Source organism: Agromyces sp. Y558 (assembly GCF_059445415.1).
The window spans coordinates 2,354,573-2,374,536 of record NZ_JCAIUH010000001.1 but is presented as its reverse complement, the minus strand read 5'-3'; the positions used below and the strand labels follow the sequence as shown (position 1 = coordinate 2,374,536).

The 19,964-nt window shown below is 69.7% G+C and carries 15 protein-coding genes; 3 read left to right on the top strand and 12 right to left on the bottom strand.

Annotated elements, in window-relative coordinates:
• Nucleotides 1-32: 32 nt before the first annotated feature.
• The 3 genes from AC1C2T_RS11045 to AC1C2T_RS11035 all read right to left on the bottom strand — a co-directional run bounded on the left by AC1C2T_RS11045 (nt 33) and on the right by AC1C2T_RS11035 (nt 6,723).
• Nucleotides 33-2,156 carry a DEAD/DEAH box helicase gene (locus tag AC1C2T_RS11045; protein WP_495385283.1) on the bottom strand — a complete coding sequence of 708 codons (2,124 nt, stop codon included), beginning with the start codon at nt 2,154-2,156 and terminating at the stop codon, nt 33-35.
• Nucleotides 2,157-2,484: 328 nt separating this feature from the next.
• Nucleotides 2,485-4,422, bottom strand: a complete 1,938-nt coding sequence (locus AC1C2T_RS11040; RefSeq protein ID WP_495362598.1) for a DUF2207 family protein — start codon at nt 4,420-4,422, stop codon at nt 2,485-2,487.
• Between the two features lie 39 nt (nt 4,423-4,461).
• Nucleotides 4,462-6,723: a heavy metal translocating P-type ATPase gene (locus AC1C2T_RS11035; protein WP_495385282.1), complete on the bottom strand. Its 2,262-nt coding sequence runs from the start codon at nt 6,721-6,723 to the stop codon at nt 4,462-4,464.
• A 75-nt stretch (nt 6,724-6,798) separates the two neighbouring features.
• Here AC1C2T_RS11035 and AC1C2T_RS11030 point away from each other — a divergent pair, with 75 nt between their 5' ends.
• Genes AC1C2T_RS11030 through AC1C2T_RS11020 form a run of 3 tightly spaced genes read left to right on the top strand, consistent with a single transcriptional unit; the run spans nt 6,799 to nt 10,500 of the window.
• Nucleotides 6,799-7,077, top strand: a complete 279-nt coding sequence (locus tag AC1C2T_RS11030) for a metal-sensitive transcriptional regulator (RefSeq protein WP_495362596.1) — start codon at nt 6,799-6,801, stop codon at nt 7,075-7,077.
• 8 nt (nt 7,078-7,085) lie between these two features.
• Nucleotides 7,086-7,634 carry an O-acetyl-ADP-ribose deacetylase gene (locus AC1C2T_RS11025; RefSeq protein ID WP_495385281.1) on the top strand — a complete coding sequence of 183 codons (549 nt, stop codon included), beginning with the start codon at nt 7,086-7,088 and terminating at the stop codon, nt 7,632-7,634.
• 58 nt (nt 7,635-7,692) lie between these two features.
• On the top strand, nt 7,693-10,500 hold the full coding sequence (locus AC1C2T_RS11020) for an AfsR/SARP family transcriptional regulator (RefSeq protein WP_495385280.1): 2,808 nt from the start codon (nt 7,693-7,695) through the stop codon (nt 10,498-10,500).
• A 10-nt stretch (nt 10,501-10,510) separates the two neighbouring features.
• On the opposite strand, the gene AC1C2T_RS11015 is transcribed toward AC1C2T_RS11020, so the two are convergent.
• The 9 genes from AC1C2T_RS11015 to AC1C2T_RS10975 form a co-directional block, all read right to left on the bottom strand.
• The gene (locus AC1C2T_RS11015) at nt 10,511-11,296 is read right to left on the bottom strand and encodes an HAD family hydrolase (protein ID WP_495362594.1); all 786 of its coding nucleotides are present in this window, start codon (nt 11,294-11,296) and stop codon (nt 10,511-10,513) included.
• Nucleotides 11,293-12,705 (bottom strand): MFS transporter, encoded by a 1,413-nt coding sequence (locus tag AC1C2T_RS11010; protein ID WP_495362593.1) that lies wholly within the window; start codon nt 12,703-12,705, stop codon nt 11,293-11,295. Before AC1C2T_RS11010 ends, AC1C2T_RS11015 begins: the two co-directional genes overlap by 4 nt.
• A gap of 86 nt (nt 12,706-12,791) precedes the next feature.
• Nucleotides 12,792-13,679, bottom strand: coding sequence for a glycerophosphodiester phosphodiesterase (locus AC1C2T_RS11005; RefSeq protein ID WP_495362592.1), 888 nt, complete (start codon nt 13,677-13,679; stop codon nt 12,792-12,794).
• 109 nt (nt 13,680-13,788) lie between these two features.
• The gene (locus AC1C2T_RS11000; RefSeq protein ID WP_495362591.1) at nt 13,789-14,949 is read right to left on the bottom strand and encodes a N(5)-(carboxyethyl)ornithine synthase; all 1,161 of its coding nucleotides are present in this window, start codon (nt 14,947-14,949) and stop codon (nt 13,789-13,791) included.
• A gap of 184 nt (nt 14,950-15,133) precedes the next feature.
• Complete coding sequence (locus AC1C2T_RS10995) at nt 15,134-15,373, bottom strand: hypothetical protein (protein ID WP_495362590.1); 240 nt, start codon at nt 15,371-15,373, stop codon at nt 15,134-15,136.
• 10 nt (nt 15,374-15,383) lie between these two features.
• Nucleotides 15,384-16,244: an aldehyde dehydrogenase family protein gene (locus AC1C2T_RS10990; RefSeq protein WP_495362589.1), complete on the bottom strand. Its 861-nt coding sequence runs from the start codon at nt 16,242-16,244 to the stop codon at nt 15,384-15,386.
• Nucleotides 16,241-17,815, bottom strand: coding sequence for an aldehyde dehydrogenase family protein (locus AC1C2T_RS10985; protein WP_495362588.1), 1,575 nt, complete (start codon nt 17,813-17,815; stop codon nt 16,241-16,243). The genes AC1C2T_RS10990 and AC1C2T_RS10985 overlap by 4 nt, the downstream gene beginning before the upstream one ends.
• 82 nt (nt 17,816-17,897) lie before the next feature.
• Nucleotides 17,898-18,905, bottom strand: a complete 1,008-nt coding sequence (gene deoC / locus AC1C2T_RS10980; protein WP_495385279.1) for a deoxyribose-phosphate aldolase — start codon at nt 18,903-18,905, stop codon at nt 17,898-17,900.
• 46 nt (nt 18,906-18,951) lie between these two features.
• Nucleotides 18,952-19,896, bottom strand: coding sequence for a sugar-binding transcriptional regulator (locus AC1C2T_RS10975; RefSeq protein WP_495362586.1), 945 nt, complete (start codon nt 19,894-19,896; stop codon nt 18,952-18,954).
• Between the last annotated feature and the right edge of the window lie 68 nt (nt 19,897-19,964).

Here is a 19,964-nt window from a genome sequence, read left to right as displayed (position 1 = left end):
ACCGCAGCACATGCTGCGGTGCCCGCCTCCGGCTACAACGCGCCGTCGAGCGCCTGCCGCAGCAGGTGCTGCAGGGCGTCCAGCTGCACCGAGTCGGCTGAGCCGGGCTCGACGTCGCTGCCGTCGAGTGCACGGGCGGCGAGCCCCTGCTTGGAGTCGATGAGCTCGGCGATGCGCGCGTCGATCGTGTGCGCCGCGATGATGCGCCAGGCGGTGACCGGCTCGTCTTGGCCGATGCGGTGCACCCGGTCGATCGCCTGCGTCTGCTCGGCTGCCGTCCAGCTGAGCTCGGCGAGTACGACGTTCGACGCGGCCTGCAGGTTCACGCCGACACCTGCGGCAGTGAGCGAGCAGACGGCGACGGCGACCTCTGGGTCGTTGTTGAACGCGTCGATCGCCGCTTGGCGTTGCACCGCCGTCTGATCACCGCGCAGCGATACCGTGCGGAGTTCTCGGGCAGCGAAGGCAGACTCGGCCTGGTCCATCACGTCGATGTGCTTCGCGAAGAACACGACCTTGCCGACCGAACGGGCGAGCTGGGCGGCGTAGTCGGCCGCGAGGCCCGCCTTCGCCTGACCGATGCGCCGCACCATCGTGAAGACGTTCTCACCCGACTTCGTCGACTTCGACTCTTCGAGCTCGGCGCTCGCGACCGCCCGGATGAACTGGTCGCGCTGCTCCTCGTCGAGTTCGCCCACGCGCAAGTGCCGAGCTTCGACGAGGGCGCGGAAGCGACCGGCGAGACGGTTGCCGAGTTCGCGTTCGGCGGCGCGCACCGAGCGACCGAGTTCGTCGTCGAGTTCGACGGGAAGGTCGGCGATGCGCTTGGCGGGCAGGTCTGCAGCCACGTCGACCTTGCGGCGGCGCACGATGCCGAGGTCGATCACGGCACGTCGCGCCGCGCTGTAGAAGCCGGGCTCCGCGGGCGTGAGCCCGGTCTCCTCGAGCTTGCCGAGCAGCTCGGGCGATGGTTTGTCACCCTCGATCCAGCCGAGGAACTTCCAGATGGCACGGAAGTCGTCGACGTCGTTGATGAGCGGTGTGCCCGTGAGGGCGAGCAGCAGCGGGTCGCCGCCGGGCGCGGCGCGGCGGATGCGCTCGGCGAGGGCCAGCACGTTCTTCGATCGCTGCGATTGCAGGTTCTTGATGAAGTGCGCCTCGTCGACGACCATGCCCTTGAATCCGAGGGTCGAGAGCCACGCCATGTGACGGTCGAGCACGTCGTAGTTGACGATGACGACGTCGGCGAAGGCGTCGAGCGTGTCGCCGTCGCCGTGGATGACCGTCGCGCGACGGTGAGGGGTCCACCGCTCGACCTCGCGCGCCCAGTTCATCTTCACGACGTTCGGCACGATCGCCAGCAGCGGGTAGGCACCGGCGACGGATGCCGCGAGCACCGACTGCGCCGTCTTGCCGAGGCCCGGCTCATCGGCGAGCAGGAACGTGCGGTGCCCCTGGCGGGCGCTCTCGATGAAGCGAGCCTGGTGCTTCATGAGCTCGAGGCCGCGCGGCGAGAGCCGGTCGACCTTCGGCGCCTCGGGCAGCTCCATCGTGGCGGCCTGGCCGCCGGAGCCCACCTCGAACGACTTGAACAACGGCCCGAGCAGTTCCCAGTTCGCGAGCCGCCGCACCGGCACTGCCGCGGCGGCGGGCGTGGCGAAGTCGGGCGGAAGGAACGGGTTCGCGAGTTGGCGAGACCGCACGGACGCCGGGATCACCTGGTTCTCGCTGAGCTCGGGCTTGGCTTCGGGCTCACGGGTGATGATGAGCTCGTCGGGCGAGAGTTCAGCGCCCGACTCGAGCAGCCAGTCGCGGCGGAACCGCTGCGCGACCGTGGAGATGGAGGCATCCGGTTCGAGCAGGGCGATGAGACTCGTGTCGCGCGCCGCGGTCTTCGCGAGGATCTGGGCGATGCCGTCAAGCCGTTTGAGCAGCTCGGCGCGCGCAGCATCCGTCACCTCGGTGTCGGCCTTGACCCTGGCGCGCTCTTCGCGCATGAGGAGCGCGATCACCTGGAACTTCGTGCGGTTGGTCGGGCCGAGTTTGCCCTTCTGCGCCTTCTGCTCGACCTCGCGAACCTTGCGCGCGAGGATCGGGATGATCGGTGCGTCATCGTCGCGCGAACGCGTACGCTGTCGCTGCCTCGTCTGGGCCAATGGTCCTCCAGTATCTGGGCCGTATCCGGCACACCCCTCGACGAATCCGATGATCGGAACCGGTCGGTCGCGCCGAACAGGTCGGTGGCTCGCGGTGCGCGAATCCCGAACCGAGCATCGCGCGAACTCAGGTTCATCAACACCCAGCTCACGCGGTCGGACGAAGAGCGGATTCGCCGTGCGCAAGTCTCATTCTAGCGTCACAGCGACCGTCAGCGGTGCAACGCCCCGCCGGAGGCGGCCGGGTCGAGTGAACGGATGCCTCGGCGGCACTGCGCGAGACCGCGTCGTGCTGCGCTGAGCGAACGTGAGAGCCGGGCGAGCGGGGTCAGACGCCGCCGCCTCCTCCGCCTCCTCCGCCACCGCCGGAGGATCCACCGCCGCCGGAGCCGCTCGACGACGAACTCGAGCTCGAGCCCGACCACGAGGCGCTCGACGCCGTCGAGAACGACGCCACTCCCGCAGCGAGCAGGCCCGCGTTGAAGCCGTCGCGCCCGCCGTACCAGCCGGGCGCGGTACCCGCCTGCTCGTAGAGTGCGGCGAGCTCACGGCTCCACTCGCGCTCGAGGCCGAACAGCACGGCATACGGCAGCAGGCGCTCGTTGAGCTTCAGCACCGTGACCGGGTCGAGGTCGACAATCGCGGCCGTCGCGCCCGTGGCATCCGTCGCGGGAGATCCTGCAGCGGATGACGCGGCGGGCCGTTGCACTCGCAACGCACCGCTCGGACTCTGCAGCACGCGCAACCGGTCGGCTTCAGCAAGGCGGATGTAGAGGCGCAGACCCTCGAGGTGGTCGCTGACCGCGCGCCCGCGTTCGGTGAGCGGCCGCACGTCGATGACCGTCACCAATGTGGCGATGGCCGCCGCGATCGCCACGATGAAGCACGCCGCCGGCCAGAAACCGCCCATCTGGCGTTCGAGTGCGATGATGCCGAAGACCACGGAGAGCACGGCCCCGACGACGGCTACACCGGCCAAGAGCAGCCGGGGCCCGCGCGGGGGTCGCCGACGCAGGCCGTCGGTCACCACTCGCTTCGCGACGCGCTGGCGGAGCGCGAGGAGTCGCTTGCCGAGTGACGTGTCGCGAGTGAGTTCCCGGCGAGCACCGACGTGGGGCGTGCCGAACAGCGCTCCCACGACGGCTGCACCGTCGGCGTCGTCCCCTGGCCCGCCGTTCGCCTCACCGCGATATTCCACCGCGTACTTCTTTCGCCCGGACTCGACGATGCGCAGCTCCCCGGCGACGGCACGATCGAGGATCGTCGCGGTCACGCCCTTGTCGGGCCGCCCCACGATGTCGGCCGCGACCATGGCCGAGATGCCGGCAGGCGGTTCGTATTCGGCGATGATCGTGCCCCGCCCAGGATGGTTTCGCCAGCGCGTGCCGCGCACGAACATGGCACCAGCTGCGGCGAGCGCGGCGAACCCCGCCGCGACGGCTCCGGTGATCGCGGCAGGCGAGGAGCCGAACGACTCGTCGCGCGGCACGAAGGTGCCCTCATCGAAGGCCGTGGCCAGGGTGAGGTTCTCGTAGGGCCCGAGATCGAGCGCTTCGGCGGTGATCACCGGCGGCTGCGACTCCTCCACCTCGAGCGAGTCGCACGGCGTGCTCGACTCGTCTGCGCCCTGATAGCACGCGACGTCGCCCGTGAACGCGGCTGCAACGTCGTCGCTCAGGTGCAGCTCGGCGCTCACCCGACCGAAGGGCTGCGCCCAGCCCGTGCCGTTCACGTCCCAGTAGAACTCGTCGATCGCCGCATCGTCGGGCTGCTGCGTCACGTTGTGCTGCCGGTAGCCGATCACATACGTCTGCTCCCCATGCACGTAGTCGTCGGCGCGGATCGTGACGAGGAGGAACTCGTCGTCCTCGTCATCCTCGACTTCGAACGAGCGCGGCGCTCCGGTGCCATCCGTCACGGTGATCTGTTCGATGTCGGTGGGGTGCCCGCGGTAGGAGCTCGGGATCGCGCGCCTGATTCCGCGATTCTGGTCGATCTCGGGGAAGCGGGCCACGATCGTCTCGACCGTCTCGAGCACCGAGTGGCCGCCCTCGTCGCGTGACAGTTCGTAGACGGCTTCGAGGGAGTCGAAGGTGAAGTCGTCGACTCCGGTCGAGACTGCCCCGATGACGGATGCCGCGGACTGGGCGCTCGTGCCATCGGCATCGTTCGTGGACACTGCCCAGGCCGCTGAGGCCGGCCCCACGGCGAGCGCCGCCGCCACGGTCGCAGCGGCGAGCATTCCGGCAAGTCGAGGGGGCGCCATATCCCTACGCTAGCGCGGCGACGGCGGCCGCCGACCCACTCACGCCCGCCGGAGCCGCAGGCTGTTGAGCACGACGAACACGCTCGAGAATGCCATTGCGGCCCCCGCGATCATCGGGTTCAGGAAGCCGGCCGCAGCGAGCGGGATCGCGGCGACGTTGTACGCGAACGCCCAGAACAGGTTGCCCCGGATCGTGCGGAGGGTCGCCCGCGCGAGTGAGATCGCGTCCGCGATCGCGCCCGGCTCGTCTCGCGTGAGCGCCAGGTCGCTCGCCGACGCCGCGGCATCCGTGCCCCCGCCCATCGCGATGCCGAGGTCGGCTGCCGCGAGCGCCGCGGCGTCGTTCACTCCGTCGCCGACCATCGCGACCCGGCTCCCCGCGGCCTGGGCGCTCCGTACGATCTCGAGCTTTCCCTCCGGGCTCACCCCGGCGTGCACCTCCTCGATGCCGAGTACTTCGGCAACGCGCGCCGCAGGTCGATCGGCATCGCCAGTGACGAGCACCGGACGCAGGCCGTGTGCGCGGAGCCGATCGATCGCCTCGCGGGCGCCGTCGCGCACGCGGTCGCCGACCTCGAGGAGTGCCCGCACCTCACCCGCCCAGCCCACGGCGACGAGGGTGTCGTCGGATTCGGTCGCGCGTGCTTCGAGCTCGGCGGGCATGCGGAAGCCGAGCCCGACGAGGAATGCCGGACGACCGGCAGCCGCCTCCGAGCCGTCGACGATGCCCGTGACCCCGAGTCCGGCGTGCGCACGGAACCCGGCCACCGCGACTGTCCGATGAGCGGAGCCCGAGGCATCCGCGCCGGTGACGACGGCTTGCGCGATCGGATGCTCCGAGCCCTGTTCGAGCGCAGCCGCGACGCCGAGCGCTGCCGTGGGGTCGACGCCGCCTGCGCCGGTGACCCGGGTGAGACTCATGCGCCCGGTGGTCAGGGTGCCGGTCTTGTCGAGCAGGATCGTGTCGACGTCGCCCGCGCGGTCGAGCGCTTCGGGGCCGGTGATGAGGATGCCGCGCTCGGCCCCGCGCCCGGTGCCGACGAGGATCGCGACGGGGGTGGCGAGACCGAGGGCGCACGGGCAGGCGATGACGAGCACGGCGACGGCCGCGGTGATGGCCTGCTCGACGGGGCTGCCTGTGGCGACCCACACGATCGCCGTCGCCACGGCGAGCGCGATGACGATCGGCACGAACACCCCGGAGATGCGATCGGCGAGCCGCTGCGCGCGGGATTTGCCGAGCTGGGCGTCTTCGACGAGCTTGGCGATCTGAGCGAGCCGCGTGTCGGCACCGACACGTACCGCCTCGACGACGAGGCTGCCGCCGTGCACGATGGTCGCTGCCGTCACGGCGCTCCCCGGCTGCACATCGGCGGGGGCGGGCTCGCCGGTCAGCATGCTCTCGTCGACTCCGGCCTCACCGCGCACGACCGTGCCGTCGGCTGCGATCCGCTCGCCTGGGCGCACGACGAAACGGTCTCCGGGGCGAAGTGCGACGATCGGGATCCGCTCTTCGTGCTCGGCGGAGCCGCTCTGCCGGAGCACCGACACTTCACGCGGGGCGAGCTCGAGGAGGATGCGCAGCGACTGGCCCGCGCGGCGCTTCGAGCGCGCTTCGAGCACCCGCCCGAGCAGCAGGATCGTGATGACGCCGGCCGCGACCTCGAGGTAGATGTCGCCGCCCGGCGCGCCTCGCACCCCGAAGGTCCATTCGTGGGTCATGCCCGGCATGCCGGCATGGCCGAAGAAGAGCGCCCAGACCGACCAGGCGAACGCGGTGAGGGTGCCGAGCGAGACGAGCGTGTCCATCGTGAGGGCGCCGTGCCGCAGATTCACGGCGGCAGCGCGATGGAACGGCCAGCCGCCCCACACCACGACCGGCGCGGTCAGCACGAGGGAGAACCACTGCCAGTACGTGAACTGCAGTGCCGGCACCATTGCGAGCACGATGACCGGCACGGTCAGCACGGCCGAGATCATGAGACGCGTGAACAGCGGGTCGGGTGCCGCGGGGTTCTCCCCTGCCCGGCCGGCCTCGTGCAGCTCGGCCTCGTCCATCTCGGTCGCGGGCGGTGCGGCGGGAAGGTGTGCGGTGTAGCCCGCCTGGCGCACCGCCTCGAGGAGTTCGTCGATCGGGGTCGTCACCGGGAACTGCACGCGTGCCTTCTCGGTCGCGAGGTTCACCTCAGCCTCGACACCCTCGAGCCGGCCGAGCCGATTCTCGACCCGGGCGACGCAACTCGCACACGTCATGCCCTCGATGCCGAGGTCGATCGTGCGGGTGTCGTGCTGCAGCGCCATCCGTGTCTCCCTGTCGATTCGAATCCCAACAGTACCCCTAGGGGGTATCTGGCGCAAACGGGGTATCCTGTCAAGGTGATCGAGGACATCAAGAAGCGCTCCCTGCACCGCACGAAGATCATCGAGGGCCAGTTGCGCGGCATCGAGAAGATGATCGAGAACGACGACTACTGCGTCGACATCATCACGCTCTCGCTCGCCGTGCAGAAGTCGTTGGGGTCGCTCAACAAGCTCCTCGTCGAGAACCACCTGCGCACCCACGTGACCGAGATGTACGAGGCAGGCGGTGAGCAGCGCGAAGCCGCGGTGGCCGAACTCGTGCGCATCTTCGAGCTCTCCAACAATCGGGGGTAGGCGAGCGGATGCCGCGAATCGAACTCGTCACGGGCGACATCACCATGCAGCGGGTCGATGCGATCGTGAACGCGGCCAACTCCTCGCTGCTCGGAGGCGGGGGCGTCGACGGGGCGATCCACGCCGCAGGCGGACCGGCGATCCTCGAGGAGTGTCGTCGCCTTCGCGAGACGATCCTGCCCGACGGCCTGCCGACCGGTGAGGCCGTGGCGACCGGCGCCGGCAGGCTCTCGGCGCGCTGGGTCATCCACACCGTCGGTCCGGTGTGGCCCGGCCCCGGTGCGGAGGCCGATGCCCGGCGTCTGCTGCTCGCGGCTTCGTACCGCAACTCGCTTGCGCTCGCCGCCGCACTCGGCGCAGTCTCCGTTGCCCTTCCCGCAGTCTCAGCCGGTGTCTACGGCTGGCCTGCAGCGGACGCCGCACGCGTGGCCCTCGGTGCCGCGGCTTCCGCGTCGTCGCCGGCGCTCATGCGCTTCGTGCTCTTCTCCGCTGACATGCACCGCGCCTTCGCCGATGCCGCGGCAGAGCTCGGCATCGCGCCCGTCACTCCCGATTGACCCCCGAACAGGGGTCGGTTCGATAGACTCCGGCGATGCGGTGTCGACGGCGAACCAGATGACCATGCGCTTCGAGGTGCTCGGCCCGCTCGTCGTGCGCATCGACGGCGACGACGTCACGCCCGGTGGAACCCGCGTGCGCACGCTGCTGGCGGTCCTCCTCGCCGCGGAAGGCGCTCGTGTGACCGATGACCGCCTGCGCGACCTGCTCTGGGGCGACGAGGGAACCGCCGCGCGGCTGCAGTTGCTCGTGCACCGCCTGCGCGCGACGCTCGACGACCCCGACAGGGTGGTGCGCGAACCCGATGGCTACCGGCTCACCGCAAGCGACGACGAACTCGACACGATCGAGTTCGAGCGCCTCGCAGCATCCGACCGCGGCCGCGCCGCCCTCGTCCTCGTGCGTGGACCCGCCTTCGACGGGTTCGACGGCGAACCGTTCGAGTCTGCGCGGATCCGCGCTCGCGATGCGCAGCGAGCCGTGCGGCACCGTGTGCTCCACGCCGAGCTCGAACACAACGACCCGGCCGGACTCATCGCCGAGATCGGCGCGGCAGTGGTCGCAGACCCGCTCGACGAAGAACTCGTCGCCCTGCAGATGACCGCGCTCGCCCGGAGCGGCCGGCAGGCGGACGCCGTCGACGCATACTTCTCACTCCGCTCCACGCTCGCCGAAGAACTCGGCCTCGACCCCGGCGCGGAGATCGACGAACTGCACCGTCGCCTCGTCTCAGGCGACGCCCTCGACCCGACCCCGGCCCCGCGGCAACTGCCCGCCGCCGCCAGCCTCGTGGGACGCGACGCCGAACTCGAACGACTCGATGACCTGACCAGCGCCGACGGGCCCAGGATCGCCGTCATCTCGGGCACGGCCGGCGCCGGGAAGACGGCGCTCGCACTCGGATGGGCACGCAGGGCACGCCGGCACTTCGGCGACGGCAGTCTGTTCGTCGACCTCCGCGGCTTCAGCGAGACCCAGCCACGCTCCGCCGGGGAAGTGCTGGCCGGATTCGTACGCGCGCTCGGGTATCGCTGGAACCTCCCAGACGATGCCGAAGAACTCGCTGCGCTCTTCCGCAGCCTCGTGCACGACCGGCGCATGGTGATCGTGCTCGACAACGCGAGATCGGTCGACCAGGTGCGGCCCCTGCTGCCGGGCGGCGACGGCCCGGTCGTCGTGGTCACGAGTCGTGAAGGGCTCGTCGGCCTCGGCGTGCACGCACGAGTGCACACCGAGGAACTCGACGCGCTCAACCTTCGCGCCTCGGTCGAGCTGATCCGCGCCATCGTGAGCGACCCAGTCACACAGCGCGACGCGGAACGACTCGCGGCGCAGTGCGCCTGCCTCCCGCTCGCCTTGCAGATCGCCGCCCGCATCGCCGCTGCTCGCGGCGAGGGCGTCGCTCGACTGGTCGCCGATCTCGACGCCCACCGCGACCACCTCGACCGGCTCGACACCGGAGACGACGCTCGATCCGGCGTGCGCACCGTGCTCTCCTGGTCGTACGAGGCACTCGACTCGAGAATTCGCCGCGTCTTCCGACTGCTCGGGCTCCTACCCGAACAGGGTGCGCCCGAAGCCGCGGCGGTCGCCCTCGTCGGCGGCGACCCGAGCGAGGCACGCACCGATCTGCGCTCCCTCCGGCGCGTGCATCTCGTCGAGGTCGACGATCACGGACGTCACACCCAGCACGATCTGTTGAGGGCGTATTCACTGGAGCTCTCCGAAACGGAGCCTCGTGCGCAAGACGAGCTCGGTGCTCGCGCTCGCCTACTCGCCTACTACGCGGCGGGATGCGCCGACGCCGCCACGGCACTGACCGCCCGATGGGGCCCGCTGCCGATATCGAGCGACACTGCCGAACCCGACGAAGCCGCCATCGCCTCGGTCGATCTCGCGACGCGTGCCGGGCCGTTCGAGGATGCCGAGGCCGCGATGGCGTGGCTCAACGACGAGCGCGGGGCGATCGTCGCCGTCGTCACTGCGGCCGGCCCCGAGGCGGATGCCAGGGCGATCGCGATCGTCCTCCGGCTCCGGCCGTACCTCGCGAGGCAGGGATGGCTCAGCGAAGCGCGTGTCCTCTTCGAAGATCTGCTCGAGCGCGCCACTCGCCGAGACGACCTGCTGGCTCAGGCCACGGCCCTGCGACTGCTCGGTTCGCTCGACGTCGAAAGTGTGGAGTACGGCATCGGCGCCCAGCGCCTCGTCCGTGCACTCGAACTGAGCCGACGACTCGGCGACCGCACGGGCACTTCGATCGCACTGAACAACCTCGCTGAGATGGAGCGACTCCTCGGCGACCCCGCACGCGCGGTCGAGCTGCTCGAGGAGGCGTTGTTGATCAACGAAGATGCGGGCGATCTCACGCGCGTCGGTCTGAGCCACGGCAACCTCGCGCTCGCTCACAATGCCCTCCAGGCGTTCGAGGCTGCAGAGATCGAGAGCCGCCGTGCCCTCCACATCGCCGAGCAGGTCGGCTCCGAACGCCTGTGCTGCCTCGGGCTTCGGGCGCTCGCCGGCGCGGTGCTCGGGCTCGGCTCGCCGCCGGAGGCCGTGTCGATCGCCCAGCGGGCGCTCAGGCTCGCGCGAAGCCTCGATGAGACTGAGATGGAGGTGTGGTCGGCCGAAGTGCTCGGCCGCGCGCTGCTCGCCAATGGTGCACCGGACGACGCGGAGCGGATGTTCGAGAGAGCCGTCGAAACGAGCCGACGCAGTGGCTCACTCACGCAACTTGCGTCCTCGCTCCGGGCGCTCGCCGAGCTCCGCGAGAAGCGCGCGCCTGACGAAGCGGCCCGACTTCTCGACGAGGCCCGGGCGATCAGCGAACGCCTGCAGGCCGGGGCACTCGGCGCCATCGAGCCGTGACCGACGCGCGTCACGCCAATCGCGCCCGCGGCATCCACGGTGCGAGGCTGCGCGTCTCCGCCATCAGTGCCGCAGCGATCCGCCGTGTATCGGCCGGAACCCGGACCACGTGCTCGAGCCGCTCGATGCCGGGTAGGCCCTGACCGACGACGATCGCCCGATCGGCCGACCGCAGGAGTTCGAGGTCGTTCAGGTCGTTGCCCAGTGCGAGCACGGTATCGCCTTCGGTGAGGAGGCGAGCGAGACCATTCGCCTTGTTCGTCCCCGGGGCGACGACGTCGGCGTCTCCGCTCATGTGCGGAAACACCTCGGCGCGGCCCGCGGTCAGCTGCACCAGTTCTCTCGCCCATCGTGCGCCGTCGGCAATACAGATCTTCACGACACCGCCGAGCTGCAGGCCATCGAACGGCGCAACCCTTCGCGCAGTGGACCCCATCCACGGGAGCGCCCCTGGGCTGCTCTCCACGAAGCCGTCCCCGTACTCGAGACAGAAGGCGGCGTCCTCCGCTCCGAGCGCGAGCGTCACCTCGCGGACGACCTCGGGCGCGAGCGCGGCACGGTGCACCTCGCGCCGACCCGAGTTGACCAGGGCGCCATTGCAGCACACTCCGCTGATCTCCTGGGCGAGCGAACCGAACCAGGTGCCGAGCACTCGCGGCGACCGTGCCGTCGCCACCACGAGTCGGGCGTCATAGCCGAACACGAGTCGAGCGAGCATCGTGCGGATCAGGTGATCAGGCGCCCGATTGCCGAACGCGATCGTGCCGTCGAGATCCGTGGCGACGACGAGGCTCATCGCAGGGCCGCCGCGCGCGCCTGCGCCTTTCGGAGTTGCACGACGCCGATCCCTGTCGCCCCGACCACGGCGACGACGACGAAGAGCGATGAGGCGAACATCGCGGGTTCGATGCCGATCGACTCCCCGGCACCGGGCACGAGGCCCGCCGTCGTGACGAGGGCGATTCCGACCGCGCCGCCGATGTTCTGCGCGGTCGTCAACAGTCCGGCCGTCGTCGCTCGAGCCTCCGCGGGCGCGGCATCGACCGCCGCGACCGACACGGCCGGGAACGCCAGGGCGAGCGAACACCCCACGCCGAGCATCGCGGGCAGCACGCCCACCCACGGCGGCGCCGCAAGACCCACGGCGCCGAGCCACACGAGGCTCGCCACGAGCAGCGCGACGCCGATGGCCAGCGTTCGCCAAGCGCCGATACGGGTCACGAGCCGAGCGCCGGTGCCGGCCAGCAGGCTGAAGGCGAGCGGTTGCGGCAGGATGACGAGCGCGACGATGAGCGCGGTCGCCCCGACTTCGACGAGCCCGAGGCTCAACACGTACATCGACGCGACCACCCCGGCGAACACCCCGGCGAGCGCGAGGCACGCAGCACGCACGCCCGGAGAGCGCACGACACTGCTCGGGAACCCGCGCACACCCCGACGAGCCACGAGAGCGGTCACGACGAGGCCGAGCACCACGAGCTCGACCGCGACGAGGCCGACCGGGAGGGAGCCGATCGCCCCGATGACATGAACTCCGATCATGAGGGCGGCTGTGAGCAGCACTGCCCCCGGTACGTCGGGCCGCCCAGGCGAACGGGTTCGACTGGCGCGAATCGTCCAGGTCGCGGCGAGCACCGCGAGCACCACCGGGATCGAGACGAGGAAACTCGTTCGCCAGCCGAGGAGGGTCACCACGACGCCCGGCACGACAAGCCCGAGCGAGAACCCGACGGCCCCCATCGCACCGTAGAGCGCGACCGCCCGGTTGCGTGCCGCACCGCCAGGCAGTCCCTCGGTGATGAGCGCGAGAGCCGCCGGCGCGCTCAGCGCCGCGCCCGCACCCTGTACGAGCCGGCCGACCACGAGCACCCAGGCCTCGGGCGCGAACGCGCAGACGAGGCATCCGAGCCCGAACAGTGCAATGCCGATGAGAAACACGCGGCGACGATCGAGTGTGTCGGCGAGGGAACCCGCGATTGGCAGGAGTCCCGCGTAGGCGATCAAGAAGGCGCTCGCCACAAGAGACAGCTCACTGGGCCCGATGCCGATGTCGTCGCGCATCGCCGCGATCTGCACGTTGATACCCGACGAGCTCATGCCCTCGAGCAGCAACGCGAGGCAGACCACCACCATGCGTGCCCTCGACAGCGGCGTGACCGCCGTTGCCTCACCGCTACCCGCTCGTCGATACCCCGTGTCGCCCATGCCTGCTCCGATCGCCCTCGATAGTCGAGAGCCATCGTCGTGCAGGCTGCTTTCATGTCACTTTCACTCAGGTGCCGGGAGCTCACTCAAGTGCCGGGAGCGGTGAGTGCCAGCCAGTCGTCGAGCTCGCTCGGTTCGTCGGTGATGATGCCGTCGACCCCGAGGGCACTCACCTCCTGCCAGTGCTCATGGCTGTTCAGTGTGTAGCAGAGCACCGCCACGCCCGCCTCGTGCAGGGCGACGAGCGCCTCGGGCACTGCGGTGACGGATGCCGCGGTCGTCCCGAACCCGATGACGCCGAGTCGCTCGGCAAGCGGTACCGGATCGGCAGGAAGCTCCCTGATCAGCATGATCCGCGGGATGGCGGGTGCGACGCGCTGCAGGGTGAAGAGCGTTTCGAGGCTGAAGCTCTGCAGCACGACGCGGCCTCGCAGGCCGTATCGCTCGATGAGGCCCGTGACCGCGCGAACGCCATCGGCGCCCCAATCGGCCTTCAGCTCGATCAGCGCCCTGGCGTCGCTGCGCGCGGCGAGCGCAGCGAGGAAGGTATCGAGCGTCGGGATGCGGGTGCCGGAGAACTCCGGTCCGTACCAGGATCCGGCGTCGAGACGAGCGACCTCGTCGAGGTCGAGGTCTGCGACGGAGCGCGGATCGCCGGTCACACGTTCGAGCGTGGTGTCGTGGAACAGGACGGGCACACCGTCTTCGGTGAGTTGCACGTCGGTCTCGACGAAGGCGAGCTCGTCCATCGCAAGTTCGAGCGAGGGCATCGTGTTCTCGGGAGCCGAGGCGCGGTCGCCGCGATGGCCGACGGTGAAGGCCGGTTCGCCCGGCTCCCGCAGCGCCCCGAACACGTCGATGGCGAACACGGTCGGCGGAACCTGGACGAACAGGAGGACGCCGGCGAGCACAGCCACCGCGAGGCTCGCGAGGGTGAGGCGCGCGACGCGGGGTCGGGCGAGAGTGTGGGACACGGGTTCGGGCCTTTCCACCGTTCGCGCGCCGTTGCGCGATCGGTGCAGGTCACTCTAGCAAGCCCGTTACCATTTCGTTACCTCCCGTTCGCGGGTCGCGACGCGCGGCCTACGCGCTCGCGAAGTACGGGTGGCCCGCTGATCGCCGCTGGAACTCGAGAATGGCGGGGTTGCGGATGCGGCCGCCGGCGATCTCCGTGGCGCGATCGATCGTCTCCGACGCGGCCCACGACTCCGGCCCCTCCATGACTGTGCGCAGGAACGGTATGAGGGCTTCGCTGATCTCCCACGTGGCCGAGTTCCAGAGGTACGACGGGCTGTGATCGACGGCGTAGTAGTTCGTCGACTCCCCCACAGTGAACATGGGGTCATCGAACGACGTGGGGCGTGCCCAGCTGAAGCCCATGCCCTCGTCGACCGAGACGTCGACGATGAGGCTCCCTGGCCGGAAGGCGCCGAGGTCTTCCGTGCGCAGGTAGGTGAGCGGTGCGTTCGGATCCTGCAGCGTGCAGTTCACCACGATGTCGCGTTCGGCGAGGAACGGGGCGAGCGGCACAGGGCCGTCTTCAGTGTTGACCGTGCTCTCGAACGGCGCTTCGGGGTTGTGCTCGAACTGGATGATGTCCACCGAGGGAATCGGCGAACTCACCGCAGCGGTGTCGCGGTTGGTGAGCACCCGCACATCGTGGATGCCGTGGGCGTTCAGCGCGGTGACGGCGCCTCTGGCGGTCGCCCCGAACCCGATGACGACGGCGCTCAGGCGACGGCCGTAGTCCCCCGTAGAACCGCACAACTGCAGGGCGTGCAGCACCGAGCAGTAGCCGGCGAGTTCGTTGTTCTTGTGGAACACGTGCAGCCCGAAGCCCCCGCCGGCCGTCCAGTGGTTCATGGCCTCCCACGCGATGAGCGTGAGGCCCTTGTCGATCGCGAGTTGCGTCATGGCACGGTCCTGCACGCAGTGCGGCCAACCCCAGAGCACCTGGCCGTCGCGCAGCTGCTCGAGGTCGGACGCCTGCGGTTTCGGCAGCAGCACGATATCGGATCGGGCGATGAGGTCGCCCCGAGAGCCGAACCCGGCGACGAGCGGTTCGAGCTGGGCATCCGTGAAGCCGAACCGTTCACCGTACCCGTGCTCGAGGAGCAGGTTCTCGCGAAGGTCGGCATCGATCCGCTCGAGGTGCGACGGATGCAACGGCAGCCGCTTCTCGTCGGGCTTGCTCGAGTGCGCCAGCACTCCGAGTCGGAGGAGTTCCGGAGTGGTCGTGGTCATGGCGGACGTCCTGTCTCCCGCCGGTGCGGTGCACTCGACGGATTCGCTCAGAGGAATCCGCGATGAACAGGTCGCCGTCGAATCACCGGCCGCGCACGCGGCGACCTCCTCCTGAGGTTACGCCATGCCGTCACCGGCGACGCCTGCACGTACGCGCACGCCCCGGGTGCGCCCGGGCCGGGCATCATGCCCGTTCGTTGCCTCGCCGGTAGTTGCCGCTCGCCCGGGCGAGCAGGTGCTGCGCCTGTGCATCGTCCGCGAGTTGGAGCGCGGCAACGAGACGTGCCGCATCGCGGCCGCCGACGGTCATCACGGGCGCGCCTCCGCGTGAGACGATCACGCCGCCCTGTTTCGTGACGCGGTACTCGAACGGGTCGGTGACGAGCCGACCCCGTTCGTCCGACGCTCCAGAGCGACCGGCCATGTCTTCACGCCTACTTCAGGCTCTTCGTGTGCCAGACCGTCTTGGTCTCGGTGAACGCGCTGATGCGGGCGAGCGCGGGCGCCGCAGCATCCGGACCCGACTCGGGACGCAGCACTCGCTTCAAGGTGTCGGCCGCGTCGATCTCGAGCGAGATCCAGTCGAGTTCGCCGGCACCGACGAGGTCGATCGCGTTGACGTCGGCGTGGCTCGCGAGCCACGGTGCGATCTCGGCGGGCGAACCCGTGAGCACGTTGACGACTCCCTTCGGCACGTCGCTCGTCGCGAGCACTTCGGCGAGGCTGATCGCCGACAGTGGGAACCTCTCGCTCGCGACGGCGACGACCGCGTTGCCGGCCACGAGCGCCGGTGCGACGGCCGAGACGAAGCCGAGCAGCGAGCTGTCTTGCGGCACGATGACCGCGACGACGCCGGTCGGTTCAGGCACCGAGATGTTGAAGTACGGCCCCGCGACGGGGTTCGCGTTGCCCGTGACCTGTGCGAACTTGTCGGCCCAGCCCGCGTACCAGACCCAGCGGTCGATCGCTTCGTCGACCTGAGCGGATGCCGCGGCGCGCGTGACCCCCTCGGCCTCCTCGATCTCGGCGATGAACTGCGCCCGTCGACCCTCGAGGAGTTCGGCGATGCGGTAGAGCACCTGCCCGCGGTTGTACGCGGTGGCGCCCGACCATCCGCCGACCGAGGCGCGAGCGGCCACGATCGCGTCGCGGGCGTCTTTGCGAGAGGCCTTCGCGGCGTTCGCGAGGAAGCCACCGTCGGCCCGGAGCACCTCGTAGGTGCGACCCGACTCGCTGCGCGGGAAGGCTCCCCCGATGTAGAGCTTGTAGGTCTTCGGCACGGCGAGGCGGCTCATCGCTTCGATCCCTTCGTCGCGGGCTTGGTTGATCGAGTAGGCCGCTTTGCGGCCGTATCGAGATCACCCTTCGCGGCACCCGAGGTCTCGATACGCGGCTTCGCTCGACCGCCGGTGACGGCTGCCTGGCCGATGGGCGCCGGTGCCAGATACGCCGCCAGACCGTGCCGACCGCCCTCGCGGCCGTAACCCGACTCCTTGTAGCCGCCGAACGGCGACGCGGGGTCGAACCGGTTGAAGGTGTTCGCCCAGATGACGCCGGCGCGCAACTGGTCGGCGACGGCGAGGATGCGACTGCCCTTGTCGCTCCAGATGCCTGCGGAGAGGCCGTAGGGCGTGTTGTTCGCCTTCGCGATCGCCTCGGCCGGGGTGCGGAACGTCAGTACTGAGAGCACGGGGCCGAAGATCTCCTCACGGGCGATGCGGCTCGAGGTCTGCACGTTCGTGAAGATCGTCGGCGCGAACCAGAAGCCGTTCTCGGGGATGTCGCACGGCGCGGTCCAGCGCTCGGCACCCTCGGCGACTCCGATGTCGGAGAGCGTGCGGATTCGTTCGAGCTGCTCTTTCGAGTTGATGGCGCCGATGTCGGTGTTCTTGTCGAGCGGGTCGCCGAGGCGCAGCGTCGAGAGGCGCAACTTCAGTCGCTCGACGACCTCGTCGTGGATGTTCTCCTGCACGAGCAGGCGCGAGCCCGCGCAGCAGACGTGTCCCTGGTTGAAGAAGATTCCGTTGACGATGCCCTCGATGGCCTGATCGATGGGGGCGTCGTCGAAGACGATGTTCGCCGCCTTGCCGCCGAGCTCGAGCGTGACCTTCTTGTCGGTGCCGGCGATCTGCTTCGCGATGGCGCGGCCGACGCCGGTCGATCCGGTGAACGCGACCTTGTCGACTCCTTCGTGTGCGACGAGCGCGGCACCCGTGTCGCCCGCGCCCGTGATGATGTTCACGACACCGGCGGGCAACTCGGCCTGCTGCAGGATCTCGGCGAAGATGAGCGCCGACAGCGGCGTCGTCTCGGCCGGCTTCAGCACGACGGTGTTGCCCGCGGCGAGCGCGGGGGCGATCTTCCACGCGAGCATGAGCAGCGGGAAGTTCCACGGAATCACCTGTGCGGCCACGCCGAGAGACCGAGGGTTCGCGCCGAGGCCCGCGTGGTCGAGCTTGTCGGCCCAACCCGCGTAGTAGAAGAACCATGCGGCGACGAGGGGTACGTCGACGTCGCGCGACTCCTTGATGGGCTTGCCGTTGTCGAGCGACTCGGCGACGGCGAGCTCACGGGCCCGCTCCTGCACGAGGCGGGCGATGCGGAAGAGGTACTTTCCGCGGTCACGACCGCTCATCTTCGACCAAGTGCGATCGTACGCGCGGCGCGCGGCGGCGACGGCCGTGTCGACATCGGCCGCGTTGGCGTTGGCGATCATCGCGATGCGCTCTTCGCTCGCCGGCGAGATGGTCTGGAACGGTTCGCCGCGGCCGTCGACGAACTCGCCGTCGATGAAGAGGCCGTAGTTGTCGCGAAGCGAGAGGATCGCCCGGGACTCGGGTGCGGGTGCGTATTCGAGGAAGCTCATGATGTGGAACCCTCCGGTTCGTGAAGCGTGTGGTCGCGTGTGATTCGGTCCCTGAGGAGGCCCGCCAGGGCCAATCGAAGGGTCAGTCGATCGTCACGTAGTCGGCGCCGGAGTAGTGCCCGGTTGCGATCTTCTGGCGCTGCAGCAACACGTCGTTCAGGAGGCTCGACGCGCCGAAGCGGAAGAGGTGCGGCTGGAGCCACTCCTCGCCCACCGTCTCGGCGACCGTCACGAGGTACTTGATGGCGTCTTTCGACGAGCGGATGCCGCCCGCCGGCTTCACACCGATGCGCTGGCCTGTGGCCAGGTGCCAATCGCGCACGACCTCGAGCATGAGCAGGGTGACCGGCAGCGTCGCCGCGGGTGCGACCTTGCCGGTCGAGGTCTTGATGAAGTCGCCGCCCGCGAGGATCGAGAGCCACGAGGCGCGGCGCACGTTGTCGTACGTGACGAGTTCGCCGGTCTCGAGGATCACCTTGAGGCTCGCGCTCGACCCGTCGGCACGCCGGCACGCCTCTTTGACCGAGGCGATCTGGTCGAAGACGAGACCGTAACGGCCGGCGAGGAACGCACCGCGATCGATGACCATGTCGATCTCGTCGGCGCCCGCCGCGACCGCTTCTGCCGTATCGGCGAGCTTGATGTCGAGCGAAGCACGACCGCTCGGGAATGCGGTTGCGACCGCCGCCACCGAGACGAAGCCGTCATCGGGGTCGCCGTGGGCGCCGCCGAGGGCAGCGATCGCGTGCGGAACCATGTCGCCGTACACGCAGACCGCCGCGACACGCGGGGTCGAGGTATCAGCCGGGTCGGGGTTGACCGCCTTGGCGACGAGCGAACGCACCTTGCCGGGGGTGTCGGCACCCTCGAGGGTCGTGAGGTCGATGAGCGAGATGATGCGGTCGAGCGCCCACTGTTTGGAGCTCGTCTTGATCGAGCGGGTGCCGAGGCCGGCCGCGCGCTGCTCGAGGCCGACGGCGTCGACACCCGGGATGCCGTGCAGGTAGCGCCGCAGGGTCGCGTCGTCGGGCTCACCGCCGAGCACGGCGAGTGCCCGCTCGCGGGCGGTGACGAGGGAGGTGCCTGACATGAGGAATGACCTGGCTTTCGTTTGGTGTTCGGCCGACCGAGTGGCGTCAGCCGTCGAGGAGGTGGAGTGCGGTGGCCTCGTCGGTGACGAGCACCGAGCAGAGCCGACTGCGCACGACGGCGTCGGCCACGGCATGCTTGGCGGGCCCCGAGATGACGGCGATCGCGAGCGGTGCTCTGCGCAGTTCGTCGAGCGTGAGCCCGACCGTACGGGCGTCGAGTGCCGGATCGACGATGTTGCCGTCGGAGTCGATGTAGCGGCCGACGACGTCGCCGACGGCACCCTTCTGCACGAGGAGGTCGACGTCGGGTACCGAGAGGTACCCGCTCTCGACGTGCACCGATGAGCGGTCTGCGGCTCCGGCGCTGAAGAGGTAGGCGTCGGCCGATCGTGCGAGCTCGATCACGCCCGCGACGACGCGGTCGGATTCGATGGCCTCTTTCGTCTCGAGCCGCTCGAGGATCGCCGGGCTCGGCAGCAGGGTGGCGCTGCCGCCGCCCTTCTGGGCGATGCCGACGGCGGTCGCCGCTGCCGTGCCTGGCCGGCGGTTGAGACTCACACCGCCGTTGATCTGCACGACGTTGACGCCGGTCGCCCAGCCGCTTCGCAAGTGCTGCGAGATCTCGAAGAGCGTGCGCCCCCAGCTCACTCCGAGCGTGCGGGGTACCGGCCGGAGCGCGGTGAGGTAATCGGCCGCCGCCTGCGCGGTGCGTGCCTGCAGTTCTTCGGGCGAGGTCACCCCGGCGGTCGAAACGACGATCGCGTCGGCGAGACCGCGCTCTTCGCGTAGCCGCCGCTCGATCGGCAGTCGCCGCGCGCGCGGATGCAGGATTTCGATGCGGATGAACCCGCGCTGCTTCGCCTGGGCGAGAAGTCGCCCGACCTTCCACCGGGTGAGGCGCAACGCCTGCCCGATCTCGTCTTGGGTCTTGTTCTCCTCGTAGTAGAGCTCAGCGGCCCTGATCGAGAGCAGTTCGTCGATCTCGTCCATGCGCCTCCGTCCCGTTCACCTTCGCGCCACGTTCACCTCCCAGCGTAGGCAGCCGGATGCGCATCGGC